Source organism: Nevskia ramosa DSM 11499, assembly GCF_000420645.1.
Taxonomy (GTDB): domain Bacteria; phylum Pseudomonadota; class Gammaproteobacteria; order Nevskiales; family Nevskiaceae; genus Nevskia; species Nevskia ramosa.
This window is the reverse complement of the sequence record NZ_ATVI01000009.1, coordinates 238415-263387: the sequence shown is the minus strand read 5'-3', so window position 1 is coordinate 263387 and position 24973 is coordinate 238415. Positions and strand designations below refer to the sequence as shown.

22 protein-coding genes are annotated in these 24973 nt (G+C 64.5%); 4 read left to right on the top strand and 18 right to left on the bottom strand.

The features are described 5' to 3' along the window. Positions 1-10: 10 nt before the first annotated feature. From G513_RS23615 to apcA, 7 genes are all read right to left on the bottom strand, one after another. Positions 11-1075, bottom strand: a complete 1065-nt coding sequence (locus G513_RS23615; RefSeq protein WP_022977957.1) for a CobW family GTP-binding protein — start codon at positions 1073-1075, stop codon at positions 11-13. Next, entirely contained in the window at positions 1075-1992 is a 918-nt protein-coding gene (gene apcE, locus G513_RS0116435; protein WP_022977956.1) for an acetophenone carboxylase subunit epsilon, read from the bottom strand. Before apcE ends, G513_RS23615 begins: the two co-directional genes overlap by 1 nt. Before the next feature lie 26 nt (positions 1993-2018). Further along, entirely contained in the window at positions 2019-3032 is a 1014-nt protein-coding gene (locus G513_RS0116430; protein WP_022977955.1) for an NADP-dependent oxidoreductase, read from the bottom strand. Positions 3033-3168: 136 nt separating this feature from the next. Then, entirely contained in the window at positions 3169-5226 is a 2058-nt protein-coding gene (apcD, locus tag G513_RS0116425; protein ID WP_022977954.1) for an acetophenone carboxylase subunit delta, read from the bottom strand. Positions 5227-5376: 150 nt separating this feature from the next. Next, positions 5377-7581: an acetophenone carboxylase subunit gamma gene (gene apcC / locus G513_RS23610; protein ID WP_022977953.1), complete on the bottom strand. Its 2205-nt coding sequence runs from the start codon at positions 7579-7581 to the stop codon at positions 5377-5379. 112 nt (positions 7582-7693) lie between these two features. Then, positions 7694-8074 carry an acetophenone carboxylase subunit beta gene (gene apcB / locus G513_RS0116415; protein WP_022977952.1) on the bottom strand — a complete coding sequence of 127 codons (381 nt, stop codon included), beginning with the start codon at positions 8072-8074 and terminating at the stop codon, positions 7694-7696. Beyond that, a complete protein-coding gene (gene apcA / locus G513_RS0116410; RefSeq protein ID WP_022977951.1) occupies positions 8071-10071 on the bottom strand; it encodes an acetophenone carboxylase subunit alpha in 2001 nt (666 codons plus the stop codon). The genes apcB and apcA overlap by 4 nt, the downstream gene beginning before the upstream one ends. 166 nt (positions 10072-10237) lie before the next feature. Between apcA and G513_RS25845 the strand changes: the two genes are divergently transcribed. The 3 genes from G513_RS25845 to G513_RS0116395 are packed head-to-tail and all read left to right on the top strand — an operon-like array spanning position 10238 to position 12922. Next, positions 10238-11875 (top strand): PAS domain-containing sensor histidine kinase, encoded by a 1638-nt coding sequence (locus G513_RS25845; protein ID WP_022977950.1) that lies wholly within the window; start codon positions 10238-10240, stop codon positions 11873-11875. After that, on the top strand, positions 11868-12509 hold the full coding sequence (locus G513_RS0116400) for a response regulator transcription factor (protein ID WP_022977949.1): 642 nt from the start codon (positions 11868-11870) through the stop codon (positions 12507-12509). Before G513_RS25845 ends, G513_RS0116400 begins: the two co-directional genes overlap by 8 nt. A 14-nt stretch (positions 12510-12523) precedes the next feature. Further along, a complete protein-coding gene (locus tag G513_RS0116395) occupies positions 12524-12922 on the top strand; it encodes a nuclear transport factor 2 family protein (protein ID WP_022977948.1) in 399 nt (132 codons plus the stop codon). A 38-nt stretch (positions 12923-12960) separates the two neighbouring features. Here G513_RS0116395 and G513_RS0116390 read toward each other — a convergent pair whose 3' ends face one another. The 10 genes from G513_RS0116390 to cyoA all read right to left on the bottom strand — a co-directional run bounded on the left by G513_RS0116390 (position 12961) and on the right by cyoA (position 22188). After that, complete coding sequence (locus G513_RS0116390) at positions 12961-13380, bottom strand: type II toxin-antitoxin system VapC family toxin (protein WP_022977947.1); 420 nt, start codon at positions 13378-13380, stop codon at positions 12961-12963. Further along, positions 13377-13631 carry a FitA-like ribbon-helix-helix domain-containing protein gene (locus G513_RS0116385; RefSeq protein WP_028475649.1) on the bottom strand — a complete coding sequence of 85 codons (255 nt, stop codon included), beginning with the start codon at positions 13629-13631 and terminating at the stop codon, positions 13377-13379. Before G513_RS0116385 ends, G513_RS0116390 begins: the two co-directional genes overlap by 4 nt. Positions 13632-14806: 1175 nt before the next feature. After that, positions 14807-15247 (bottom strand): MaoC family dehydratase, encoded by a 441-nt coding sequence (locus G513_RS0116380; RefSeq protein ID WP_028475648.1) that lies wholly within the window; start codon positions 15245-15247, stop codon positions 14807-14809. An 80-nt stretch (positions 15248-15327) separates the two neighbouring features. Next, a complete protein-coding gene (locus tag G513_RS0116375; RefSeq protein ID WP_022977944.1) occupies positions 15328-15864 on the bottom strand; it encodes a response regulator transcription factor in 537 nt (178 codons plus the stop codon). Next, positions 15861-17204 carry an ATP-binding protein gene (locus tag G513_RS0116370; protein WP_022977943.1) on the bottom strand — a complete coding sequence of 448 codons (1344 nt, stop codon included), beginning with the start codon at positions 17202-17204 and terminating at the stop codon, positions 15861-15863. The genes G513_RS0116375 and G513_RS0116370 overlap by 4 nt, the downstream gene beginning before the upstream one ends. 37 nt (positions 17205-17241) lie before the next feature. Further along, entirely contained in the window at positions 17242-17991 is a 750-nt protein-coding gene (locus G513_RS0116365) for an SURF1 family protein (RefSeq protein ID WP_022977942.1), read from the bottom strand. Further along, positions 17991-18413, bottom strand: coding sequence for a cytochrome o ubiquinol oxidase subunit IV (gene cyoD, locus G513_RS0116360; RefSeq protein ID WP_022977941.1), 423 nt, complete (start codon positions 18411-18413; stop codon positions 17991-17993). Before cyoD ends, G513_RS0116365 begins: the two co-directional genes overlap by 1 nt. Next, a complete protein-coding gene (gene cyoC / locus G513_RS0116355; protein WP_022977940.1) occupies positions 18410-19036 on the bottom strand; it encodes a cytochrome o ubiquinol oxidase subunit III in 627 nt (208 codons plus the stop codon). The genes cyoD and cyoC overlap by 4 nt, the downstream gene beginning before the upstream one ends. Then, positions 19033-21063 carry a cytochrome o ubiquinol oxidase subunit I gene (gene cyoB / locus G513_RS0116350; protein ID WP_022977939.1) on the bottom strand — a complete coding sequence of 677 codons (2031 nt, stop codon included), beginning with the start codon at positions 21061-21063 and terminating at the stop codon, positions 19033-19035. Before cyoB ends, cyoC begins: the two co-directional genes overlap by 4 nt. Positions 21064-21084: 21 nt before the next feature. Continuing rightward, positions 21085-22188: a ubiquinol oxidase subunit II gene (gene cyoA / locus G513_RS0116345; protein ID WP_022977938.1), complete on the bottom strand. Its 1104-nt coding sequence runs from the start codon at positions 22186-22188 to the stop codon at positions 21085-21087. 213 nt (positions 22189-22401) lie between these two features. Between cyoA and G513_RS0116340 the strand changes: the two genes are divergently transcribed. Further along, a complete protein-coding gene (locus tag G513_RS0116340) occupies positions 22402-23697 on the top strand; it encodes an MFS transporter (protein ID WP_022977937.1) in 1296 nt (431 codons plus the stop codon). Positions 23698-23729: 32 nt separating this feature from the next. Here G513_RS0116340 and boxA read toward each other — a convergent pair whose 3' ends face one another. Next, positions 23730-24947, bottom strand: a complete 1218-nt coding sequence (gene boxA / locus G513_RS0116335; RefSeq protein WP_022977936.1) for a benzoyl-CoA 2,3-epoxidase subunit BoxA — start codon at positions 24945-24947, stop codon at positions 23730-23732. Between the last annotated feature and the right edge of the window lie 26 nt (positions 24948-24973).

The following is a 24973-nucleotide window of genomic DNA, read 5'->3' as shown; positions in this document are numbered from 1 at the left end:
CCGTAGGGGTTCAGTGGAGTGATGCGATGCGGGGATCGGCGACCGATGCGGCATCGGCGATCACGCAGCTGCCCAGCTGCGCCAGCAACCAGTCGCGATCGAGATCGCGGCCGATCAGCACCAGGCGCGAGCGTTGCGGCTCGAACATCCGCCAGATCGTCGATGGAGTGGCCTGGATCAAGCCCTGCACGCCCTGCACGACGATGCGGCTGCGCATGCCGGCAATCGCCAGTACGCCCTTGATCCGCCACAGCGCTTCGCCGTAACGCTCGTTGATCGCCGCCAGCGCGGCATTGAGCTTGAGGCCATCGAGCGGCTGCTCGGCTTCGAAGCTGATGCTGCCGACACCTGGCGTGTGCTTCGCCGCAGCCAGCGGCCGAAACATCGGTTGCGGCGTGAACACCACGCGATCGAACTGGTAGCCGCGCATCTCCAGAAGCTTGTCGAACACTTCGCCCCAGGGCGCATCGGGCACCGAAATGGAGTCGACGGCGGCGACGCTGTTGGCAGCGGCGATCGTCGCCAGCAGCGCCGCTTCGACATCGGCGGCCTGAACCGCGGTCCGCTCGCGCAGCAGATCAATCTTGGTGACCAGGATGCGATCGGCATAGCCTAGCTGCGCCTGCGCCTCGACCGACTCCAGCAGATTGCGCTCGCCGTTCACCGCATCGAACAAGGTCACCACGCCGTCGAGATGGAACCTGGTCAGCAGTTCGGTCTCGGCCATGAAGGTGCGGACGATCGGGCCCGGATCGGCCAGGCCCGTGGGTTCGATCAGCACGTGATCGAACTGGATGGTGCCGGCATCGCGCTGTTTGGCCAGATCATTCAGCGCATTGGCAAGATCGCCGCGGACCGTGCAGCAGACGCAGCCATTGGTCAGCTGGACGACGGTTTCGCCGCCGTCCTTGACCAGCAGATCGGCGTCGACATTGATCTCGCCGTATTCGTTCTCGATCACCGCGAAGCGCCGGCCGTGCGCTTCTTTCAGGATGCGGTTGATCAGCGTGGTCTTGCCCGAGCCGAGGAAGCCGGTCAGCACGGTGACGGGAATCGTGTGGCGGTTCATCGCCATCAGGCGTCGCGCTCCATGTCGAGGGCTGCTTCGCAGGCTTCGGTCAGCGTTTCGATCGAGGCATCGGCGTCGACTTCGCGAGCCGTGAACACCGCACGAGCACTGCCAGTGTTGCCGGCCAGATCAGCCCAGCTCGCCGGATCGGCCGATACCGTCAAACCATGCGGCTTGTCGTGCGCAGCTTCGTGCTCCGGGGCGGGGCAAGCAATCACCGCCGACGGCCATTCGAGCGGCGTGCGGCCATCGAAGGCCAGCAGCGCCGGAATGCGATGAAAGCGCGCGATGTTGGCGATGGTGTTCAAGGTGCCGGACCAAGCCGCAACATCGCCGGGCAACTGGCGTTCGCACAGCAGGATCGCCGACGCGCCGGCCTGCGCGTACTGGCGCGCCAGCGCCGCCAACGCGCGGCCGGCGAATTCGTAGGCTGCAGCGTCGAGCACGGCAGCCTCGCCGAGCAGCTCGGCCAACAGGCTGGCTGGGCCGGTCAGTGCCGCGAGCAGCACCGGCTCACCGCTCTGGGTCTTGGCCAGACGCCGGGTCGCTTCGATCGATGCCGCCAGGGCTTCCGAGCGAGACCAGACTTCATCGAAATCGGTCAGATCGATGACGCCGGGCGACGCACTGCCGAGCACCCGCGGCGGCCAGGTTTCGCGATCGACTTCGGCACCCAGCGCTTCCGCTTCCATTGCCGTCGGTGCCGCGACGACGAAGCTGTGCATGCCGAGCGCGCGGCGCAACTCGCCCAGGCATTTGCCGAGCCGGGTCGGATCAGCGGTGACCTCGGCGGGCGGCAGCGCTTCGATCTGCGCCGCGACGCCGTAGAGCAGCGGCGCGAACAATGGCGCATGCGGTTTGCCCACGCCGCGGCCGAGTTCGGACAGGCGGCGGCGCCAGGGGATCGCGGGTGCTGTGCTCATGTTCCTGTCGTTCCCCGTTACATGGCTCAGTCGAGCCGCACCAGCTGCTTGCCACGGTTCTGGCCGGCGAACAGGCGCTTCAGCGCGTCCGGCGCGGCGTCGAAACCTTCGGCGATATCGACCGGGTTCTTGATCCTGCCGGCGGCGAGCCAGGGACTCATCTCGGCCACCGCCTCGTCGCTGCGCGCCAGATAGTCGAAGACCAGGAAGCCCTGCATCGAAGCGCGCTTGAGGATCAACTGGTGGTACTGGCGGATCGGCGGCATGTCGTCGAAATTGCCGTAGCCGGCAATGGCGCCGCACATCACCACTCTCGCACCGTCGGCGAGATTGGCCAGTCCAGCGTCGAGGATGTCGCCGCCGATGTTGTCGAAGTACACGTTGATGCCGGCCGGGCAGCGCTCGCGCAGCGCATCGCGCACATCGCCGGCCTTGTAGTCGATCGCGTCGTCGAGGCCCAGCTCCTCGCGCAGCCAGCGGCACTTGCCTTCACCGCCAGCGATGCCGAGCGTGCGCAGGCCGCGCGCCTTGGCGATCTGCGCGGCGATGACGCCGGTGGCACCGGCTGCGCCGCTGACCACCACGGTATCGCCGGCGCGCGGCCGGCCGATGTCGAACATGCCGAAGTACGCAGTCATGCCAGTGATGCCGAACAGCGAAAGTGCCGCCGGCAGATCGATGCTGTCCGGCAGCCTGGTCACCGTGCCGAGTGCATCACGGCCATCGCTGAGGCTGTAGTCCTGCCAGGCGAAGGTGCCGGTGACCTTGTCGCCCGGCTTGTAGCCGGGATGACGCGATTCAACGACTTCGCCGCCGGTGAAGGCGCGCATCGGTTCGCCGAGCGCGACTTTCTTCACGTAGGTGTCGGTGTCCATCCAGGCGCGCTGCGAGGGATCGCAGGAGAACCAGCGATTGCGGATCAGGAACTCGCCGTCGCCGATGGTCGGGATCGCGGCTTCACGCAGCTCGAAATGCTCACGCTCGACCGCGGGGCCTTCGGGACGGGATTTGAGTAGCCATTGGCGGTTGCGGGTGGTCATGCGCGGCAGTGGTGATCGGGGAATGGAGGCGGCCACTTTAATGCCGTCAGCCTGCCCTGCCGGCTTAGGGCGAACCCGCGTGGCACGCGTAAAGCAAGGCCACTCGGCATCGACGAACGCGGTGCCGAGGCCGGCTTCACGCCCGCATCCATACCTTGTTCGGCTTGGCGTCCGGCCAGGTGCCGTAGTACTCGAGGATCTCGTCGGAGGGCTTCAGCTTCAGCCATTCCTGCTCGAACTCGGCGTAGGACTTGCCGCGCTGCTTGCGCGCCGCGTACTCGGCTTCACGGGCAGCCTTGGTCGCCGCCAGATCGACCCGGCGCGAAGTCTGATCCCAGATCACCTTGTAGATGCGCAGCGCGGTCTGCGCGGTGATCGTGCCCTTGTCGAGATCGATGGCCACCGATTCCGGCTCGCGATCCATCGGATCGCCGAAGCCGGTGCCGCCGGCGGAGAAGCCGAAGGTGATGACGTCACCGTTGTCGTAAGGACGCACCGAACGGCCGAGGAACTCGGTCTTGTAATCACCTTCGACGGTCTTGTCGGTGAGGATTTCCTGCAGTTCCAGGTTCAGCTCGCCGCGGCCGGCAAGCTGCTCCATGATCTTCGACTTGCTGATCGATACACCCGGCACCGTGCTCGGCGCGTAGCCGCCGAACAGCGGCTGCGGCGTCTGCAGCTTGGAGTTGTCGGCGATGCACATCATGTAGACCTGCGGCACGTGGTGCGCAACCCACATCTGCACGGTGCCGACGCCGCCGCGGTACTTGCCGTGGCCACAGCTGTCGATCCAGTGGCTGGACAGCGGCACCAGCAGCGGAAATTCGTTCTCGACGTTCTCGACGTTCGGCGCCCGGCCGCCATGCGCCCAGGGGAAGCCATAGGCATCCATGCCGTCCTGATCGGGACGCGCGCCCTGCCCTTCGGAATTGATCGAGTAGGCCAGCATGTCGGCGAACGGCTGGCCCCATTGCGACAGGCCGGCGAGCACCAGCGCATTGCCGGCGTTGGCCATGCTGGCACCGGCCTGGCGCCAGTTGTCGGTCGAGAACATGGTCTTGGCGAAGCAGTTGTGGACTGCACTCATGATGCCGGTCGAGATCATCACCGAGTTCGAGGTGGCGGCTCGCGGATCGGGCGACAGGCAGGTGCCGTGCTCGAACTTGAAATCGATGTTGTTGAAGGTGCCGTTCGACAGCGGCAGCTGATGGAACAGGTACTCGTAGATGTAATTGGTGAAGTGCGCGATCGCCGCCTGCGGATGAGCGTTGTAGCTTGATGGCGTCTCCGGCCCGGTGCCGGTGAAGTCGACCAGCAGACGATCGCCGTTCTTGTGCAGGGTCATGTAGCAGTTGCGGATCAGGCCCTGCTTGAGGCCGACACCATCGGAGAAATTCACGCAGCGGAACTTGCCGTCTGGCCATTGGCGAATCAGATCCTTGGCGCCGCTATCGGCGGCCTGGATCATCTTGACGAACAGGCCTTTGACGAACGCAGGCCCTTCGCGATCGCACATCTCGATCAGGCGGGTACGGACGCGATCGGCGGTCGTGCAGCGAGCCTTGAGATCGACGGCGATCATCTGCGGGGCACGCAGGCCGAAGGCCTGGAACATCGATTCGATGTCGGGACTCAGCTTGTGGTTCTGGCCGATGCGCATCGGCGGCAGGTTCATGCCTTCCTCGAAGCGGGTGGTCGCCGATACCGGCATGCCGCCCGGTTCGATTGCGCCGGTCTCGGTGGTATGCACCAGCGCCACCGTCCAGGCGACCAGTTCGCCCTTGTAGAACACCGGCGTCATCACGCCCTGATCGGGGTTGTGGACACCGCCGTAGACGGCATCGTTGGCAAACCAGAAGTCGCCGTCGTTGATGCCGATGTTCTTGCCGAACGTGTGGATGATGTACTTGATGATCAGCGGTGGAATCACCGCGTGCAGATAGGTGCCCATCGAGCCGTTGACGATGTCGCCATCGGCGGTGCAGATGCCGACCAGCGAATCGCCGGCCACGCCCATCGCGCAACGGCAGGAACGCTGGAACACGTCCATCGCTTCGTCGAGAATGTCGTTGGTCCGCTGGAAACCGATCTCGAAGCGGGCGGCGTCGATCGAATCGGCAATGGCCTGCACGTCGGCGGCTGGCGGAACGGTCTTCAGCCAGTTGAGTTTCTGTTCAAGGGTCGGGATAGCCATGAGGTGCTCGCGTCGAGAATCAGATGAATTCGATTGGAGTCGTCATCCCCGCGAAGGCGGGGATCCAGTGTTGACGTTCGCGCACCGCAGGATGCGAAAACTGGATTCCCGCCTGCGTGGGAATGACGGGATGTGGAGAGAGAGCTGACATCAGGCAGTAGTGGCACCGCGTCGGCTGCTCGTGGTCTTTTTGTGATCAGCCGGGCTTGCCGCTACGACGATGCGCTCGAGAATTCCGAGCTTGTGCTTGTCGATCGAGAAGCGGCGTCCGGGCGGGATCGCCACCGTGGTCAGATCGGCTTCGACGACGGCCGGGCCGATGATCACGTTGCCCGGCTGCAGCAGCTCGAACTTGTAGGTCGGCGTCGGCACCGCCGCCTTCAATTCCAGCCAGTAGGCCTCCCGGGTACCGAGGCGTGCAGCTTCCGGATCGGCAGCCTGCATCGGGTATTCCGGGATCGGCGGCTTGGCCACCGGCACGGTCACCTTCAGCACGAAGTTGTCGAGGAACACGCCGCCCGGACGGTTGACCACCAGCGGGCTGAACGCGGCCGAGAACTCGCGCTCGAACTCGTCGTAGGCGGCCTGCGCGTCAGCGTCCGACTCGATCTGCAGCACCGGGCAAGCCGTGCGTTTCACGTTGACCTGGCCGCCGTAGAGCATGTCCAGCTCCAGTGCGTAGCTGGCCTCGGCCGGGTCCAGGCTTTCCGACACCAGTTCCTGCTTCGCCTTGTCGATCATCTCCTGGACGATGGCGTTGAACTGCGCGCGGTCGATGACCAGGGCTTCGCTGATCGGCTCCATGAAGATCAGGCGCTTGGACTGCTCGTAAAGATGGACGATGTCCATGATCGAGCTGCCCATCGCGCAGAACACCGGCGCGGCCGGAAATACCACCGCCTTCGGCACATCGGCCTGGAAGCCGGCGACGTGGGTCGGGCCGGCACCGCCGATGGCGAACAGCACGAAGTCTTCCGGGTGATAGCCGCGCATGTGCACTTCGCGCTTGATCGCCGAGGCCATGTTCTCGTCGATGACGTTGCGGATCATCGCCGCCGCTTCGTAGACGCTGACACCGAGCTTGTCGGCGATCCGGTCCTTGATCGCCTTCGCGGCCTTGGCCTTGTTCAGCGGCATCTGGCCACCGAAGTAGGCATCCGGATTGATGTAGCCGAGCACCACGTCGGCATCGGTGGTGGTCGGCTCGGTGCCACCGAGGTCGTAGCAGACCGGGCCCGGCATCGAGCCGGCCGACTTCGGGCCGACCGACAGTCGCCCGCTCTTGTCGACGCTGGCGATCGAGCCGCCGCCGGCGCCGATCGAGATGGTCTGCATCATCGTCACGTTGACCATCCAGCGATCGATGACCGGCTTGAACGTGTAATTGCGGACGCTCGATTCGACCACCAGCGCCACATCGAAACTGGTGCCGCCGACATCGCCCATGATCACGTTCTTGTAGCCGAGCTTGTCGGCGAAGTAAGCCGAGCCCATCAGGCCGGACACCGGGCCGCCGTTGAAGGTGCGTGAGGCTGGTGTCTTGAAGATATCGGCCGATCCGCCAGAGTTGTGGATCATCAGGAAAGTGCCGCGATAGCCCTTGTCGCGCAGCTTGTCCCAGGTGGCGCAGATCTCGGTCTGCATGGCGTGCTGCAGGTAGGCATCGAGCACCGCCGTCATCGCCCGCTCGTACTCGCCGAGCTTGGCGGTGACCGCATGGCTCATGACCACCGGCACGAAACCGATGTGGTACTCCTTGTACTCGTCGCGGATGATTTCGCGGATGCGCTTCTCGTGCACCGGATTCGAGAACGACCACAAGGTGCAGACGACGATCGCGCGCGCGCCGCGATCCATCAGCACGCGCAGCTTGCGACGCACGTCTTCTTCGTCCAGCGGCCGAACGATGTTGCCCTTGGAGTCGATGCGCTCCTTGACGCCGACCACGAGGTCGCGGCTGATCAGCGGATGCGGCTTGTTCTGCGCAGCGAGATTGCGCCGCTCGGAAATGATCTGGCCATCGACCCACTGGGCGCCGCGGCCGATGTGAATCACGTCCTCATGGCCCTCGGTGGTAATGAAGCCGATGCGCGGGCCCTGGCGCTGCAGCAGGCGATTCAAAGCGACCGTCGTCGAGTAGCGAACGATATCGATGCGTGGCAGCAGTTCCTCGATGCTCAGGCCGACCTTCTCGGCGCCGGACTCGACGGCGTTGACGAAGCCGATCGACAAGTCATGCGGCGTGGTCGGCGACTTGACGATGTGGCGCTCGCCATCGAGCGTCAGCACGAAATCGGTGAAGGTGCCGCCGACGTCGATGTCGATGGAGTTCATGACAGCGGTCGACTTGCTCATGCAGTTGCCTCCATGACGCTCGTGCAATCGGAAGTGGTGTTCTGTCGGCAACAGGGGGCATTCGCCTTGCCGTCGATCCCACGGTGAAGCTGTGGGTCCCTCGTCGGGTAGCTCATGCCTCCTCCCCCATCACCAGCTTGCCGTTCGTGACCACCAGATCGCCCGAGGCCAGCCTGCGCTTCAGGCTGTCGACATCGAGTTCGATGTCATGAGTGATCGGATGACCGGGCGGCAGGTATTCGGTCTCGATCTGGCGGCCGCAGTTCGGGCAGTAGAACTCGATGATTCGCGACCAGTCCGGGTCCGGCGAGAAGCTGTAGGCACCTTCGAGCACGGCTTCGTGGATCTCGCGCGGATCGCGCTGCGCGACCAGGCAACCCTTCTTGTAGTTCTCGCGCGCCGAGATCAGCGGATGCGCGCAGCTGTGGCAGAGCCACATCTCCTTCGCAGCATCGAGATCGAGGTTTTCGGTGAAACGGATCAGTTCACTCACAACGCAGCCTCCTGCTGGTTTGCCCGGCTCATCGCTGCATTGCCGTAGTCATCGACGGCCAGCATCCAGCCCGGTGGCACCGGGCAGCTCATCGTGGCGCCGTTGATCATGGCCGGGCCGCGAATCCGGTCGCCAACGTTCAGCCGTTCCCAGACATGTGCCGGCAGCGGTTCAGCGCCATGACCGTTGAACTGCATCGCGCGGCTACCGGTGGTTGCCGCGGCCTTGCCGGCAGACTTCTTCTGCAACTGGTTGGCCGCCACTTCGAGCCGGGCCGAAACGCGAAGCAGCAGTAGCGGCTCGGCCGTGCCGGCGAGTCCGGCTGTCTTGATCGCCTGCATGGCAGCAGCGATGAACGGGCTGCCCGGTTCGCCGGCGTAATCGAAGCGGCAGGCACCGGCGACGTTCGCATTGCGGCCGAACTCCAGTTCGCAGCGGTAGATCGCGGCAGCCGGATCGAAGCCCTCGCCCTGAAGATCGCGCACCGCCTGGGTGTGCAGGCGCTGAGCGGCGGCGAGGATCGAGGCCTCGTTCGTCGCGTTCCAGGCCAGGCCGACGCCACGCTCGTAGACGTGGGCGACATCGGAGATCGACGAGCCGAAAGCACCGAACACCGGGCCATAGTCGAAGGCATAAGCCTTGGCGATGCCGAGCCGCTCGGCGACGAAGGCGCCGAACATCGGGCCATTGCCGCCGAAGGAAAACATCGCCACCTGGCTGGCTTCGAGCATGGCTTCAGACAATGTATTGGTGATCAGCTCGGCCATCACCGTCACCGCTTCATCGCGGATCAGCAGCGCCGCCTGCTCCACCGATACCGCCAGCGGCTTGGCGATGTTCTTGTCGATGATCTTGCGGGCGTGCTCGGCGGAAAGACGACGACGGCCGCCGAGGAAGTTGTCGGCATCGAGATAGCCGAGCAGCAGCAGCGCGTCGGTCAGGGTCGCTTCGCGGCCACCGAGCGCGTAACAGGCCGGCCCCGGTGCCGCGCCCTGGCTGTCCGGGCCGAGCACCAGACGCCCGCCCTTGACCCGGGCGATCGAGCCGCCTCCGATCGCCGCCGAGCGCAGCATCGCGAACGAGGTCTGCACCGGGATTTCCATCAGATCGCCGCCACGCTGGAACACCGGTTCGCCGTTGCGGACGATCGAGCACTTGGTGGTGGTGCCGCCGACATCGAAGCAGACCACGTCCTTCAGTCCGTAGCTGCGCGCCGCAAAGGCGCCGCCGAAGGTGCCGAACACCGGGCCGGACTCGATCGTGTCGACCGCCTTGGTCTTGCCGATGCGGGCAACGCCGCCGCTGGTCTGGCCGATCAGCAGTGCACCGCGCCAGCCGTATTCGTCACGCAGGATGTCCTCGGCCTTGAACAACGAAGTTGCCAGATGCGAGTGCGTGTAGGCGTTCATCGCCGAGTAATGGGCGCGGGTCTGGTCGTGGCCGATCTGGGCCATCTCCGAGCCGAGCAGCACCGGCACCGAGCCGATGATGTGATCCGGATACTGATCCTCGATGACCCGCTTGATCGCGATCTCGGCGCGGTTATCCGGGAAGCTTCCGGCCAGCGCCACGCAGATGCGGCGCACGCCGGATTCGAGCAGCGCCTTGACCGCCAGCAGGATGTCCTTCGCTTCCGGATCGGCCGGCAGGCCGATGACGTTCTCGGCCGCCACCAGTTCATCGATGATCGCCGAGCGGCCGTCGCCGTACAGGTCTTCCTCGTGGTCTTTCGTCACCAGCAGGCCGACCTTGGCGCCGCGGCGTTCGGCGAGCACATTGGTGGTGATCGTCGACGACCAGCGGATCAGCGATACCTTCGCCAGCAGCGCAGCGATGTCCTCGATCTCGTAGAGCTTCGCGGCTTCACTCAGGCAGTGCTGCAGGCCCACAGTGAAATCATGCGGCGTGGTGTCGACCTTGATGCAGTGGCGCGTGGCGCCATCGGTGATCAAGGCGTCGGTCATCGTGCCACCGGTATCGATGTCGATCGTCAGCATCTTCGGTCCTCCCTCGCACTGCGTCTGTCGTTGCCGGTCATGCCGGCAGTGTTCTATTCGAGGTGCTTTGCTGCACCATGCACGCAGAGTAGGCAGCGAGCGCCGCCTCGCCTACTCGTATCGACTACGAATCTGCACTGCAGCAAAAAGCCCTGTCCCCAGCCTGATGACCCTGCCCGCCCACGCCACAGCCGCTGCGCTGAACGAGCCCGATCCGCTGCTCTACAAGCAGGTGTTCGACAACGCGATCGTCGGCATCTGCTTCATGCAGGGCCGGCGTTTCCTGCAGGTCAACCGGCGCATGGAGGAGCTGCTCGGCTACGCGCCGGGCGAGTTGCTGGGCGAGCCGGTACGCAAGGTCTATGCACGCCGGCAGGACTACGAGGATGTCGGCGCCGTGGTCGCCAAGGTGCCGCGCGACAACGTCTATCTGCACGAGCGGGCGCTGCTCGCCAAGGACGGCAGCATCCGCTGGTGCCTGATCGGCGGCCGCTGGCTGAAGCGCGGCGATGCCAGTTCGCCATCGGTCTGGGTGGTGCAGGACATCACCGCCAAGAAGCAGATCGAGAACCAGTTGGCGCGCGCCAACCAGCGGCTCGAACAGCGGGTGCAGAGCCGCACGCTGAATCTGCAGAAGACCAATGCCGCGCTGAAGCTGGAAGTGGAGCGCCGCCGCGCCACCGAGCGGGCGATGATCGAAAGCCGCGAGAAATACCGCGTGCTGATCCACAACATTCCGCTCGGCATCGCCGTCACCGACACCGATGGCGGCATCGTCGAGATCAACCCGATGCTGCGCACCTGGTTCAGCGCCCGCGATGCCGAACACTTCGTCGCGCTCGCCGCACACAGCCGCTGCCGCGTGCTCGGTGTCGACGGCGAGACCAGCCTGCTCGAGATGATCCACAGCCGCGCCGCCAGCCGGCGCAGCGATCACCTCACCGTGCTCTGGCAAGCGGATAGCGGCGAAACGCGCTGGTTCGACGTGGTCGGCGTGCGAGTTCCGGTGCGCGGCCTCGGTGCCGCCGTGGTGTTCGCCGATCGCACCGAACAGCGTCGCGCCCGTGATCGCGAGCTGGCACAACAGCAGCAACTCGCCCATGCCACGCGGCGCTCGCTGATGGGCGAGTTTGCATCGGCGCTCGCCCACGAGCTGGGCCAGCCGCTGAACGCTTCGCTGAGCTATGCCGCGGGCCTCGAGCGCCGACTGAGCAACGAACTACGCGATCGTCCCGATGCGCTCGAAGCGCTGCACGCGATCCAGCTGCAGCTGCGCCAGGCCGGCGACATCATCCGCAACGTCCGTTCGTTCGTGACCCGCCATCGGCCCGGTGACGAACCGGTGGACGTCATCGCGCTGATCTACGCCACGCTCGAACTGCTGCAACTGCAGTTGCGCGAGGAAGGCACGCGGGTGTTGGTCAAGGCCGCGGCGGCGGTGCCGAGCGTGTCTGGCAACCGGGTCGAACTGCAGCAGGTGCTGGTCAACCTGATCGTCAACGCGATCGAAGCGATGCGCGCCGCCGAAACGCTGCGCCCGGAGATCCGAATCGGCGTTGCCCGCAGCATCGGTGGCAAGCTGACGGTGACCGTCGCCGACAACGGCCCCGGCGTCAGCGCCGAGCATCAGGCCACGTTGTTCGAACCCTACGTGACCTCCAAGCGCGACGGTCTCGGCATGGGCCTGATGATGTGTCGCAACATCGTCGAAGCGCACGGCGGCCAACTGGCGCTGGATGCCCGTGCGCGCAGCGGCGCACGCTTCCGTTTCACCCTGCTCGGCATCAAGGCGGCTCATGGATAAATCGCAGGAGAAGTCTGGAAACACTGCAGTGCGCGTCTATCTGGTCGACGATCAGCCCAACGTCACCAAGGGCCTCAGCTGGCTATTGGAATCAGCCGGCATCGCCTCGGAAACCCATCATCGCGTCGCGGACTTCCTCGCCGCCGTGCCGGACTACGACGGCGCCGCCTGCGTCGTGCTCGACCTGCGCATGCCGGACATCGGCGGCCTCGAAGCCGCCGAACGTCTGGCTGCTATCCGCCCCGACGTGCCAATCATCTTCCTGACCGCGCACGGCGACGTGCCCACCGCCGTCCACGCGATGAAGCTCGGCGCCACCGATTTCCTGCAGAAGCCTTTCGATCCACAGGTGTTTCTCGACTGCGTCAGCCGCGTCTCGCTGCAGGCCCGCCAGAACTACCAGACCCGTCGCGCCCAGCTCAATCGCAGTGAATGGCTGGCCAGACTGTCGGTCCGCGAACACGACGTGCTCGAACGCATCCTCGCCGGCGCCAGCAGCAAGCAGATCGCCCGGGATCTGGAGATCAGCCCGCGCACCATCGACGTCCACCGCGCCAACATCCTCGCCAAGCTCGGCATCGCTACCGTCCGCGAACTGCTGCAACGCTTCGGCACCACCACCGTCAAGACCTGAAGGAACCGTTCACGATGAGCCAAGCAGACCCGATCCACCGCTGGCACGAGATGGTGCGAGCCCGCAGCCCCCGCGGCCTCGACACGATCCTGGCCGACGATGTGGTGTTTCATTCGCCGGTCGTCCACACGCCGCAGGTCGGCAAGGCGATCACCCAGAAATACCTGACCGCCGCCTTCTTCGTGTTCTTCAATCCGAGCTTCCGTTACGTTCGTGAAGTGCGTAGCGGGCTTGATGCGGTGCTGGAGTTCGAGGTGATGATCGATGGCATTCTGGTCAATGGCGTGGACATGATCCGCTCGAACGGGGCGGGCTTGATCGTCGAGTTCAAGGTGATGTTGCGGCCCTTGAAGGCGATCAATCTGATTCATCAGAAGATGGGGGAGATGCTGGCGGGGGCCAAGGGGAAGTAGATCGATCTGCGGCGGAAGCTCACGGGCATCTACCAGCTTCACGCCTGCCAGGGGTTGATCACCGCAGCACCGGCCGCTTCAAAGGGGCGGATGTCACGAGTCGCGACCGCCAGGCCATTGGCGGCTGCGATGGCCGCGATGTAGCCATCGGCCGTGGCGATCGCAAGCCCAGCCACTCGGGCTTTGGCCAGCAGTTGTGCATAGGCTTGCGTGCAGGCCAGGTCAAAGGGCAGCACGCGGCCGGCGAACAGAGGCAGCACTCGCTTTTCAAGGCTTTCCTGCAGACCCGTCCGGCGCTTGCCGGTGGGCAACAACGCAACGCCAGCGCGAAGTTCGGCAACGGTAATGGCAGACAAAAAGAGCGTTTCCAGCGGTTGGGCATCGATCCACTCGATCACGCGGGCTTCGGGTGCCTGTCGCAACGGCTCCGACACCACGTTGGTGTCCAGCAGGATCATTCAAAGCTGACCGGGCGAGCCGGTGTCTTGTCGCGCACCTGCTCGAAGCCTGCGAACTCTTCGTCGGTCAACTTGGCCTTGCGGCCGATATCGGCCAGCAGTGAACCCAGCTTCACCCGCCCCTCCGGGCTGACCACGGATTCAAGAATCTCCCGCACCTCGGCTTCCATGCTCTGACCGTGCCGGGCAGCGCGCACACGCAGCGCCCGATGCACCTCGTCGGAGATATTGCGTACCGTCAGCATTGCCATCGTCATCGCCTCATCGTGCAGTCGATGCATGCATTCTACGAATTTGACGGCATTCAAACAAACGACCACCGGAAGGATGTCCTTGGTGCACGCTTGCCAACGATCCCGCACGGCATGACCGGGTATCCAGAGTCGGGACCTCGCGCGTGCGGCACTGGATACCGGCTTTCGCCGGTATACGGCAGCTTTTGATTCTGCTTCGGCTGTGCTTCCGATTCTGCTGTTGCCGTTGCTTTTGCTTCGGCCGCGGACCTTGGCCCCCTCAAGCGCGCCGAGCATCGCAGGCCATGGCGGACAGGCTCCGAAGGAGGCGAGGCAGAATGCCGATGCCTTTTCGCCGCGCCACGGATGACGCGTCGAAAAGCCCCGTCAGGGCCGAGAAGCACAGGGTGAAGATTCGCGCTTTGCGAGCACTGCTCGCTGCGAATCTGAACGCCCGGCCGTGATGTTTGGCCGGGCCGGGGGTCGATTAGGAGAACTCGCGATCCGACGCAGCGCCGGGGGCGCCCTTCCTTTGGTCACTTTCCTTGGGCGCCAAGGAAAGTGGGAAGCGATTGAAGCTTCCCGCGCGCGAAAGCGCGGAATGGTTCGGTGAAGCCCAAAGAGTCAGGGAAGCAGGCGACACCGATTACGGCGGATACGCGATGAAGCCGCTTTCCCGATCCACACCTGCTAGTTGGGGCGGCAGCGCGCTATATGACTTGGTAGCTTGCATGTGACTCAACCCATAACCCCCGACTGCACTCTGCACTTAGCCGGCTCTCCGGCAGTACTGAGCAAAGCTCCGCATGAACTGTTTCCTGCTTCTTCCACCGTGCGCCGACATACCGCAACTCAAGGACAATAAAACTGCCGGACGTGCCCTCAAATGAACATGGCGCATCAAGCTCGATGACTGCTGCCGGCTGTTTGTTCTGGCCAGAGATAAACGAAATGCAGGTGCCGTAGTGAGCATCTTTGCCGTTTAGCCACTCAGGTTTTTGTGAGTAGCCACCGAATAGCCGGACGCGGTTTCCGACTTGGAGCGTGCCTTCCACTAGCCAAGACCACAGCTGTTTCATGCTACCCAACGTTGATTAGATTCACTGCACAACCGCATACCGGCCGAGTCGTGGCATCGCTTCACGGTTTGCATGGCAGCTCCTCGCTCCATCTCAAGATGACCTTGAAGCACATCAAGCAGCGCCATTCAGCTCAAACAAACTCGTCGCCTCAGTATCCAAAACCACCACATCAGCCTGATTCTTCACCAACCACCGCCACCTGACCGACCCCATCCGACCCGATTTGGAAACGCCCGTCTCCAGCACCTCGAGATGGACACTGATCTCATCATTCGGCCGCACCGGCGCCAGCCACTTCAGATAGGCCAGGCCCGGCGAACCGATCGAACCCGAGTCCTTCAGCGGGCCATCGACGACCAGCCGCATCGCGGTACTGGCGGTATGCCAGCCGCTGGCGATCAGGCCGTTCCAGCGGCTGTTGGCGGCGCGTTCGGGGTCGGTGTGGAACCACTGCGGGTCCCAGTCGCTGGCGAATTTGATGATCCGCTCTTCGGTCATCAGCACGGGGCCGAGAACGAAGGTCTGGCCGGTGTGGTATTCGGGGAATTTCATGGTGATCCTGGTCGTATCGAAGGGGATTAGGAAACCCGATTCGATCACGGCCAAGACCGGCTGGTCCAGCCTCAGGAACTCTAAGACACCCAGCGCTTGGCCAGCTTGCGCGCCAGGGTGCGGCGATGCAGGCCGAGGCGGCGGGCGGTTTCGGAGATGTTGAAGCCGGTCTCGGCGAGCACTTCGTGGATGCGCTCCATTTCCAGCGTCTTCAGCGAGGTCTGCCGGCCGCTCATCGGCAGATCTTCCGGTTCGATGACCGACTCGCCGGCGAACGCGGCCTCGATGTCATCGGTGTTCGAGGGCTTGACCAGATAATTGCTGGCGCCGAGCTTGATCGCTTCAACGGCGGTGGCAATGCTGGCATAGCCGGTGAGCACGACGATCACCAGTTGCGGATCATGGCCGTGCAGATGGCGGACGACGGCGAGGCCGGATTCCTGACCGAGCTTGAGATCGACCACGGCATGTGTCGGCTTGGCCTCGGCGAGCACGGCGATCGTGGCTTCGAGGCTGGCGGCGCTGTGCACGGTATCGCCACGCCGCTCGAAGGAGCGCCGCAAGGTGCGGGCGAAGGCCGGATCGTCCTCGACGATCAGCAGGATGCGTCCGCTCATGCCCCACCCTCGCCCTGCTCGAACACCAGCGCACTCAGCGGCAATCTCAGCCGGACGATCGCGCCGCCGTGTTCGCCATTGATGACTTCGACGTTGCCGCCAAACTTGCGCAGCACGTTGACCACCAGGAACAGGCCCAGGCCGCTGCCGGGACGATTCTTGCTCGACTGGTAGGGCTTGCCGATGCGCGCCAGCATCGCCTGCGGGAAGCCCGGACCGTGGTCGCGCACATCGATGGTCAGCAGGCCGTCGCGGCAGCGCACGGTGACGCCGATCCAGCCCGGCGAAACTTCGCGGGCGTTGTCGAAGACGTTGAACAGCACCTGGCGCATCGCCGAATCGGAGACCACCGGCGTGCGGTGGAACGCCTCGCGATCGAGCGGTTCCTCGACGACGTAATCGAGCGTGACGCCGGGCCACAAGCTGCGCCATTCGTCGACGGTATCGCCCAGCGAATGGGCCACCGTGGTCAGCGTCGGCCGTTCGCCGCGCGCTTCGCCAGCCGACAGCAGGATGCCGTTGACGATGTCCTTGATCCGCCGCAGCTCGGCATCGACATCATCCAGTTCCTGGCGCAGTTCCGGGTGCTCGCGGAACTCCGGCAGATGGCGCCAGTCGCCGATGATCACCGACAGCGTCGACAGCGGCGTACCCAGTTCATGGGCAGCGCCCGAGGCCAGCAGGCCCATGCGGACGATGTGATCTTCCTCGGCAGCGTGCTGGCGCAGATCGGCCAGGTTACGGTCGCGGCGGCGCAGGTTGGTGCCGATCTGGCGGATGAAGACCACCAGCAGCAGGATGTCGAGCACGAAGCAGACCAGCATGCCGAGTACGTGCAGATCAAACGCCGTGCGCTGCGCGTGCTCGCCGAACACCAGCGGCACGTGATGGTCGATCAACACGACGAAGCACAGGCAGGCGTAGGCGACCAGCACCCAGGTCGAGCGCATCTCCAGCAGGATCGCGCCCAGGGTCACCTGCATCAGATACAGGAACACGAAGGGATTGGTCGCCCCGCCGCTGAGATAGAGCAGCGCGGTCAGCGCGGTGATGTCGATGAACAGCCCGGCCATCAACTCGCTATCGCGCACCTCGCGATCGAGCCGCGGCCGCAGCATGCTGTAGAGGTTGAACAGCACCAGCACGCCGACGACGCCGAACATGGTCGCCATCGGCAGCTGCAGATCGAACAGCACGGTGCTGAGAACGATGGTCAGCGCCTGACCGAACACCGCGAGCCAGCGCAGCTGCACCAGCAGCATCGCGTTCTGATGATTCGCCGTTTCGCCGAGCGAATCGAGCAGCGAGAAGCGGCGCGGCGGAGCGGGAAGCGCGGTCATGACGCGGATGGTAGCAGCGGCTCCGGCTGGCTCCACATCAAAGGGATTCCGCGTTGCTGCGCCGACGCCAGTCCGGACGGATCACCAGGAGCGCACCAGCCAGACTCAGCGCTGCGAGGCCGTACCAGGTCAGCGCATAGACCAGATGGCTGTTGCGAAAGCGCACCACGGTCAGCCCGCCGATCGGCCCGCCCGGTACGCTACCGCTCGCATCGACGAAGTAAGGCGCAACGCGATCCTCTGGAAGACCACGAGCTGCAGCGATCGCCACGACATCGCGGGAGTACCAGCGGCTCTGTGCCGGATCATTGCGACGCAGGAAGCCGCCGCGCGGTTCGCTGAGCCGCAGCAGGCCATCGACGGCAACGATACCTTCCGGCTGACCACTAGCTCGGGTCGCCGGATCGCGCTGCGCCGGATCGACGAAGCCGCGGTTGATCAGCAGCAGCCAGCCGTCGTCCGTTTCCAGCGGCGTCAGTACCCAGCAGCCGGGGCCGCGCACGGTGACCGCCTGGGTGCAGGTTTCCAGATCGTGGCGGTAGCGGCCGGTGACGCTCACTCGCCGGTACTCGTCGTCCCGGCCGATGCGGTCCCAAGATGACGATGACCCGGCAGGACCGGGTGCATCAACCGGCGCTGCCTGCAGTTGCGCCTCGACTCGCTCGATCAGCGCCAGCTTCCAGGTCCGCCGTTCAAGCTGCCAGCTGCCGAGTGCCACGAAGCCGATGAAGGCCAGCGCCAGCCCGACCAGCAGCGCGAACCGAGGCCAGCGCCGCGCCTTGTCCATCAGGGCTGGTTGCGCATCTCGTGTTCATCCATCGGCATCATGTTGGTATTCATGTGGTACATGACCCACAGCGAGCCGGAGATCGCGATCACCACCAGCACGATGGTGAAGATCGCCGCCAGCATGTTCCAGCCAGCCTGCGAACGAGTGTCGAGGTGCAGGAAGTAGACGACGTGCACCAGCATCTGGGCGATCGCGAAGACCACGATGATCGCCGTGGTGATGCGCTTGTCCGGGAACACTTCGCCGATCACCAGCCAGAACGGGATTGCGGTCAGGAACACCGACAGCAGGAAGCCGATCAGGTAACCGCGCAAGCTGGCGTGCGGCAATTCGTCGCCGTCGTGGTGGCCTTCATCGTGGCCGTGAACATGGCTTTCGACGGCACGGGCATCAGAGCCGTGAACGTTGGCAGCACTCATCGCAGGGCTCCCATCAGATAGACAACCGTGAAGACGCCGATCCAGATGACGTCGAGGAAGTGCCAGAACAGCGACAGGCAGGCGAGCCGGCGACGGTTCGCCGCAGTCAGGCCCCAGCGGCCGAGCTGAGTCAGCAGCACCACCAGCCAGACGATGCCGAAGCTGACGTGCAGACCATGGGTGCCGACCAGGGTGAAGAACGCCGACAGGAACGCGCTGCGCTGCGGCCCTGCCCCTTCGTGGATCAGATGATGGAACTCGTACATCTCGATACCGACGAAGGCCAGGCCGAACAGGCCGGTGACGGCCAGCCACAGCATCGTCGGCTTGACCCGATGGCGCTGCATTTCCAGCATCGCCATGCCGTAGGTGATCGACGACAGCAGCAGCATCGCGGTGTTGACCGCGACTAGTTCGAGATCGAACAGATCCTTGGGCGACGGGCCGGCCGCGTAGTTGCCGCCGACGACACCATACATCGCGAACAGCACCGCGAAGATCAGGCAGTCGCTCATCAGGTACAGCCAGAAACCGAGCATCGTGCCGTTGGCGGGATGATGCTCACCGGCCACCAGATAGCGGTTGCCGGTGTCGGCCGGCGGGGAGATCGTGCTGGTGCTCATGCTCCGGCCTCCGCCAGCTGACGCGTGCGCAGGTCTTCGACCGCGGTCACCGTTTCGACCGGCACGTGGTAATCGCGATCGAGGTTGAAGGTGTGGACGATCGCGGTGCCGATCAGTGCAGCGAACGCAGCACCCGCCGCCCACCAGATGTGCCAGATCAGCGCGAAGCCCATCACGCCGCTGATGCCCGCGAGGATGATGCCGGCCGGCGTGTTCTTCGGCATGTGGATGGCCAGGAAGCCGGTGGTCGGCCGCTGGTAGCCGCCGCGCTTCATGTCCCACCAGGCGTCGATGTCATGCACTCTCGGGGTAAACGCGAAGTTGTAGTCCGGCGGCGGTGACGAAGTCGCCCACTCCAGGGTGCGGCCGTTCCAGGGATCGCCGGAGTCATCGCGCAGCGATTCGCGGCGCACGTAGCTGACCCGGAACTGCACCAGCATCGCGACGATGCCGCAGCCGATCAGCACCGCGCCGAACGCGGCAACGATGAACCAGGGCTGCAGGCTGCTGTCCTCGAAGTGGCTGACCCGGCGGGTGACGCCCATCAGGCCGAGGACGTACAGCGGCATGAAGGCGAGCAGGAAGCCGATCTGCCAGCACCAGAACGATACCCGGCCCCAGAACACATCGAGCTGGTAGCCGAACACTTTCGGGAACCAGTAGCTGACGCCGGCGAACACGCCGAACACCACGCCGCCGATGATCACGTTGTGGAAGTGGGCGATCAGGAACAGCGAGTTGTGCAGCACGAAGTCCGCCGGTGGAACGGCGAGCAGCACGCCGGTCATGCCGCCGATCACGAAGGTGAACATGAAGCCCATCGTCCACAGCATCGGCAGCTCGAAGCGGATGCGGCCGCGATACATCGTGAACAGCCAGTTGAACATCTTCGCGCCGGTGGGGATCGAGATGATCATCGTGGTGATGCCGAAGAACGAATTGACACTCGCCCCGGAGCCCATCGTGAAGAAGTGATGCAGCCAGACGAGATACGACAGGATGGTGATGACGATGGTCGCGTAGACCATCGAGGCATAGCCGAACAGGCGCTTGCCGCTGAAGGTCGACACCACTTCGGAGAACACACCGAACAGCGGCAGGATCAGGATGTAGACCTCGGGGTGACCCCAGATCCAGATCAGGTTCACGTACATCATCGGGTTGCCGCCGAAATCATTGGTGAAGAAGTTGGTGCCGACCGTGCGATCCAGCGCCAGCAGCACCAGCACGGCAGTCAGCACCGGGAATGCGGCGACGATCAGCACGTTGGTGCACAAGCTCGTCCAAGTGAACACCGGCATCTGCATCAGGCCCATGCCCGGCGCGCGCATCTTGATGATGGTCACCAGCAGGTTGACGCCGGACAGCAAGGTGCCGACACCGGCGATCTGCAACGCCCAGATGTAGTAATCGACACCGACCCCCGGGCTGTACGCCGCACCGGACAGCGGTGGATACGCCAGCCAGCCGGTGGTCGCGAATTCGCCGATGAACAGCGACAGCATCACCAGCACCGCGCCGGCAGTGGTCATCCAGAAACTGAAGTTGTTGAGGAACGGAAAAGCCACGTCGCGGGCGCCGATCTGCAGCGGCACGATGTAGTTCATCAGGCCGGTGACGAAGGGCATGGCGACGAAGAAGATCATGATCACGCCGTGCGCGGTGAAGATCTGATCGTAGTGGTGCGGCGGCAGATAGCCGTTGGCATCACCGAAGGCCATCGCCTGCTGGGCGCGCATCATGATCGCGTCGGAGAAGCCTCGGATCAGCATCACGAAGCCAAGAATCATGTACATGACGCCGATCTTCTTGTGATCGATGGTGCAGAACCAGTCTCGCCACAGCCAGCCCCAGGCGCGCGCGCGGGTGATCCAGGCCAGCAGGGCCAGGCCAAGCAGGCCGGCAACCGCGAAGGTCACCAGGATGATCGGCTCGTGATACGGAATGGACTCCAGGCTCAGGCGGCCCAGGAACACGGAATCGTGCAGCTGCGCCGGCGCGGAATTGGGTTCGGATGCGATGGTCATTGGGCTATCGAGAGCTTGAATTCAAGGCGCGAGGCGGCGGCTGCCGTAGAACGCCGGGTCGACCGGCGAGGCCATCACGTCGGACGGCAGCGAGCACAGTGCGGCGACATAGACATTGCTGGCCGGAAGCTCGGCACCGCGACGGCGGTCGGCGTCGTAACTGAGGCGCGTCACGTTGTAGACATTGGCCAGGCCCAGGCCACCGCGGGCGTCGATCGCCGCCATGTCGCGCTGGCACATCTTGGTCGGCTCCACGCACAGGTTGAGCACGGCGTCATAGAGGCCGGCCATGGTCTTGCCGTAGAGGCGCACGGGCCCGCGTGCGCCGGGCTTTTCCAGCTGCAGGTATTCGCCGCGACTCAGCTCGGCGTTCGACTCGCGCGCTTTCGCGACCCAGCGATCGAAGTCCTGGCCATCCAGGCCCTTGAAGTTGAAGCGCATCTGCGAGAAACCGGCGCCGCTGTAGTTGGCGGAGAAACCTTCGAAGTCGCCGGCCTTGTTGATCACCGCGTGCAGCCGGGTTTCCATCGCCGGCATCGCATAGATCTGGCCCGCAAGCGCCGGCACGAAGAACGAGTTCATCACCGTCGACGAGGTGATCTGGAATTCGATCGGCACATCGACGGGTGCCGCCATCTCGTTGACGCTGGCGATGCCGTAGTCCGGATAGATGAACAGCCATTTCCAGTCCAGCGCCACCACCTGTACCTTCAGCGGCTTCACGCCCTCCGGCAGCGGGCGCCCCTCGGCGATGCGATCGAGCTTGCGGAACGGGTCCAGCGTGTGGGTGGAGATCCAGGTCACCGCGCCGAGCATGATCACGATCAGCAGCGGTGCCGACCAGATCACCAGTTCCAGCGCCGTGGAGTGATGCCAGTCCGGATCGTGATTGGCTTTCTGGTTGGTGGCTCGGAAATGCCAGGCGAACCAGCCGGTCAGCACCATCACCGGCACCACGATCAGCAGCATCAGCACGGTGGCGACGACGATCAGATCGCCCTGCCGGGCGGCGATATCGCCGGACGGTGATAGCGTCACCAGGCCACAACCGGCGAGCGGCAGCGTCAGCAGCAGCGGAAGCAGCAATGGAGGCAATGGAGGCAATCTGGGCAGGCGGGCAGGCATGGACAGCGTCCGGTCGGGCGTACGGGTCTCCGTACGAATGGCAATCTAGGCCCCGGACCGGCAATCCGCGATTGGACCTTTTGTCCCATCGGCGCGGACGAGCAATCGTGCGAAGGTACGCAGCGTTGGCCGAACCGGGCCGATGCGATCGATCGGGAACAGACGATGTCCAGCCCTACTCAGACTCACTCCCTGACAGCCTCTCCAGCAAGCATGACGGCTAAGGCCGAGGCGCACGCGTCTGTTGCGCCGGGCGAGATCGCCATCGGCGTGGTCATCGGCCGGCTGTCGGAGATGTTCGACTTCTTCGTCTTCGGCATCGCGTCGGTGCTGGTGTTTCCGTCGGTGTTCTTCCCGTTCGTCGACGCCAAGACCGGCACCTTCTATTCGTTCGCGATCTTTTCGCTGGCGTTCATCGCCCGCCCGTTCGGCTCGGCGCTGTTCCGTCTCGTGCACGAGCGCTACGGCCGCGGCTCGAAGCTGACCATCGCGCTGTTCGTGCTCGGCACCTCAACCGCCGGCATCGCCTTCCTGCCGAGTTATGCCGTGCTCGGCGAATGGGCGATCGTGTTGCTGGCGCTGATGCGCATGGCACAAGGCGTCGGCATCGCCGGCAGCTGGGACGGCCTGCCGTCGCTGCTGGCGCTGAACGCCCCGGAGAACCGCCGTGGCTGGTACGCGATGCTGCCGCAGCTTGGCGGGCCGATCGGCTTCTTCATCGCCGCCGGCCTGTTCGCCTTCCTGGTGTCATCGCTGACGCCGGCCGATTTCGTCGACTGGGGCTGGCGCTATCCGTTCTGTGTGGCCTTTGCGATCAACGTGGTGGCGCTGTTCGCCCGCCTGCGCCTGGTGGTGACGCCGGAGTTCACGGCGCTGCTGCAGACCCGTGAACTGGAGCCCTCGCCCACCGTCGAACTGCTGCGTACCCAGCGCGTCGGCATCGTGCTCGGCGCCTTCGCGCCGCTCGCGAGCTTCGCGCTGTTCCATGTGGTTACCGTGTTCCCGCTGTCCTGGGTGACCTTGCTGACCAGCGAGAAGGTCAGCGTTGTCGAATGCCTGAGCGTGCAGATGTTCGGTGCGCTGCTGTGCATCGTCGGCATGCTGCTGTCCGGCCAGATCGCCGATCGCATCGGCCGCCGCGCCACCCTGGCGATCGGCGCCGGCCTGATCGCGCTGTTCAGCCTCGTCGGTCTGCTGCCGATGTTCCTGCACGGCAGCCTGATCGGCGCGCTGCTGTTTGTACTCGGCGGCTTCGTGCTGCTCGGCTTCACCCATGCCCAGGCAGCGGGCGCGATCAATTCGACCTTCCCAAGCCGCTACCGCTACAGCGGCGCGATCATCACCTCCGATCTCGCCTGGCTGGTCGGTGCCGCCTTTGCGCCGCTGGCTGCCCTTTTCATCGCCAGCCGCTTCGGCGTCGGTTATGTCGGCCTCTATCTGCTGTCGGGAGCAGTCGGCACCTTGATGGCGCTGGGTATCAACCGCAGCCTGGAAATGCGCGACGACTAAGCGCTAGTCCGTGAATAAATCGCGGGCAAGCTCTAATAGGTTTCCAGATGCAGGCGCCCTTCCGCCTTCAACTTGGGATGCAGCGTGCGCCAGTCCAGGCCGTGCTGGTCGGCGGCATAACGCAGCGCATCGATGACGCCGTCTTCCATGCCCTTCAGGCCGCAGACATAGAGATGGGTGTCGTCTGACTTCAGCAACGCGGCAATCTCGCTGGCGCGGGCGCGCATCAAGTCCTGCACATAGGTGCGCGGCTGACCCGGCGTCCTTGAGAACGCGAGGTTGATGTCGATGAAGCTTTTCGGCAGCTTCATCAGCGGCCCGAAGTACGGCAGCTCTTCCTGGCTGCGAGCGCCGAAGAACAACATCAGCTTGCCGTCACCTTCCTTCATCAAACGCCGCCGCCGCTCGGTCATGCCGCGCATTGGCGCGGAGCCGGTGCCGGTGCAGATCATCAGCAGATTGGCCTTGGCATCGTCCGGCATCAGAAAGGTGCTGCCGAACGGGCCGATGACCTTCACCTGATCGCCCTTCTGCAGATCGCAGACGTAGTTCGAAGCGACGCCGCGCACCGGCTGGCCGCTGTGATCGACGAGCACGCGTTTCACCGTCAACGACAGATTGTTGTACTTCGGCCGTTCACCATCGCGCGGGCTGGCGATCGAATACTGGCGGGCGTGATGCGGCCGGCCGTGGGCATCGGTCCCCGGCGGGATGATGCCGATCGACTGACCTTCGAGCACCGGGAACGGCTGCGAGCCGAAGTCGAGCACGATGTGATGAGTGTCGCTGTCGTGATCGGTGGCGGTGACCCGGAAGTTGCCGACCACGGTCGCCGTCGCCGGCTGCTTGATCGTATGCAGATTGACGCTCGGCATCGCGGCCGATTTCGGCGCCAGCGTCGAGCCGCGTGCAGTGTCGAGCGGCGGCGTTGCGAAGACAGGCTCCTCGTCGACCGTGCTGCCGGCGGCGACATCCAGTTCAAGTTCCTCTGGCAGTTCGTCCCAGCCCAGCTGCGCATCGAGACTGTAGGCCTCGGCCTTGATCACGCTGCGCCAGTTGTCGATCGAGCCGGTCGGGCATGGCGAGATGCAGGCGCCGCAGCCGTTGCAGATATCCGGGTCGACGACGTAGTTGCGCGAATCGTGGGTGATCGCCTTGATCGGGCAGGTTTCTTCGCAGGTATTGCAGCGTATGCAGATGACCGGATCGATCAGATGCTGCTTCAGCACGGACGGTGCGGGTGCGTTCATGGCGGGCGCTTGAAGAATGGCGTGCG

Bases quoted from the DNA above. Each gene is read 5' to 3' on its own strand.
- G513_RS0116400 (WP_022977949.1), top strand. From the start codon at position 11,868: ATGGATAAATCGCAGGAGAAGTCTGGAAACACTGCAGTGCGCGTCTAT.
- G513_RS0116385 (WP_028475649.1), bottom strand. From the start codon at position 13,631: ATGGCAATGCTGACGGTACGCAATATCTCCGACGAGGTGCATCGGGCG.
- apcE (WP_022977956.1), bottom strand. From the start codon at position 1,992: ATGAGCACAGCACCCGCGATCCCCTGGCGCCGCCGCCTGTCCGAACTC.
- G513_RS0116390 (WP_022977947.1), bottom strand. From the start codon at position 13,380: ATGATCCTGCTGGACACCAACGTGGTGTCGGAGCCGTTGCGACAGGCA.
- apcC (WP_022977953.1), bottom strand. From the start codon at position 7,581: ATGAGCAAGTCGACCGCTGTCATGAACTCCATCGACATCGACGTCGGC.
- cyoB (WP_022977939.1), bottom strand. From the start codon at position 21,063: ATGACCATCGCATCCGAACCCAATTCCGCGCCGGCGCAGCTGCACGAT.
- G513_RS25845 (WP_022977950.1), top strand. From the start codon at position 10,238: ATGACCCTGCCCGCCCACGCCACAGCCGCTGCGCTGAACGAGCCCGAT.
- G513_RS23615 (WP_022977957.1), bottom strand. From the start codon at position 1,075: ATGGCGATGAACCGCCACACGATTCCCGTCACCGTGCTGACCGGCTTC.
- G513_RS0116430 (WP_022977955.1), bottom strand. From the start codon at position 3,032: ATGACCACCCGCAACCGCCAATGGCTACTCAAATCCCGTCCCGAAGGC.
- G513_RS0116380 (WP_028475648.1), bottom strand. From the start codon at position 15,247: ATGAAATTCCCCGAATACCACACCGGCCAGACCTTCGTTCTCGGCCCC.
- G513_RS0116365 (WP_022977942.1), bottom strand. From the start codon at position 17,991: ATGGACAAGGCGCGGCGCTGGCCTCGGTTCGCGCTGCTGGTCGGGCTG.
- G513_RS0116395 (WP_022977948.1), top strand. From the start codon at position 12,524: ATGAGCCAAGCAGACCCGATCCACCGCTGGCACGAGATGGTGCGAGCC.
- cyoA (WP_022977938.1), bottom strand. From the start codon at position 22,188: ATGCCTGCCCGCCTGCCCAGATTGCCTCCATTGCCTCCATTGCTGCTT.
- apcA (WP_022977951.1), bottom strand. From the start codon at position 10,071: ATGCTGACGATCGACATCGATACCGGTGGCACGATGACCGACGCCTTG.
- cyoC (WP_022977940.1), bottom strand. From the start codon at position 19,036: ATGAGCACCAGCACGATCTCCCCGCCGGCCGACACCGGCAACCGCTAT.
- G513_RS0116370 (WP_022977943.1), bottom strand. From the start codon at position 17,204: ATGACCGCGCTTCCCGCTCCGCCGCGCCGCTTCTCGCTGCTCGATTCG.
- cyoD (WP_022977941.1), bottom strand. From the start codon at position 18,413: ATGAGTGCTGCCAACGTTCACGGCTCTGATGCCCGTGCCGTCGAAAGC.
- G513_RS0116340 (WP_022977937.1), top strand. From the start codon at position 22,402: ATGACGGCTAAGGCCGAGGCGCACGCGTCTGTTGCGCCGGGCGAGATC.
- G513_RS0116375 (WP_022977944.1), bottom strand. From the start codon at position 15,864: ATGAGCGGACGCATCCTGCTGATCGTCGAGGACGATCCGGCCTTCGCC.
- boxA (WP_022977936.1), bottom strand. From the start codon at position 24,947: ATGAACGCACCCGCACCGTCCGTGCTGAAGCAGCATCTGATCGATCCG.
- apcD (WP_022977954.1), bottom strand. From the start codon at position 5,226: ATGGCTATCCCGACCCTTGAACAGAAACTCAACTGGCTGAAGACCGTT.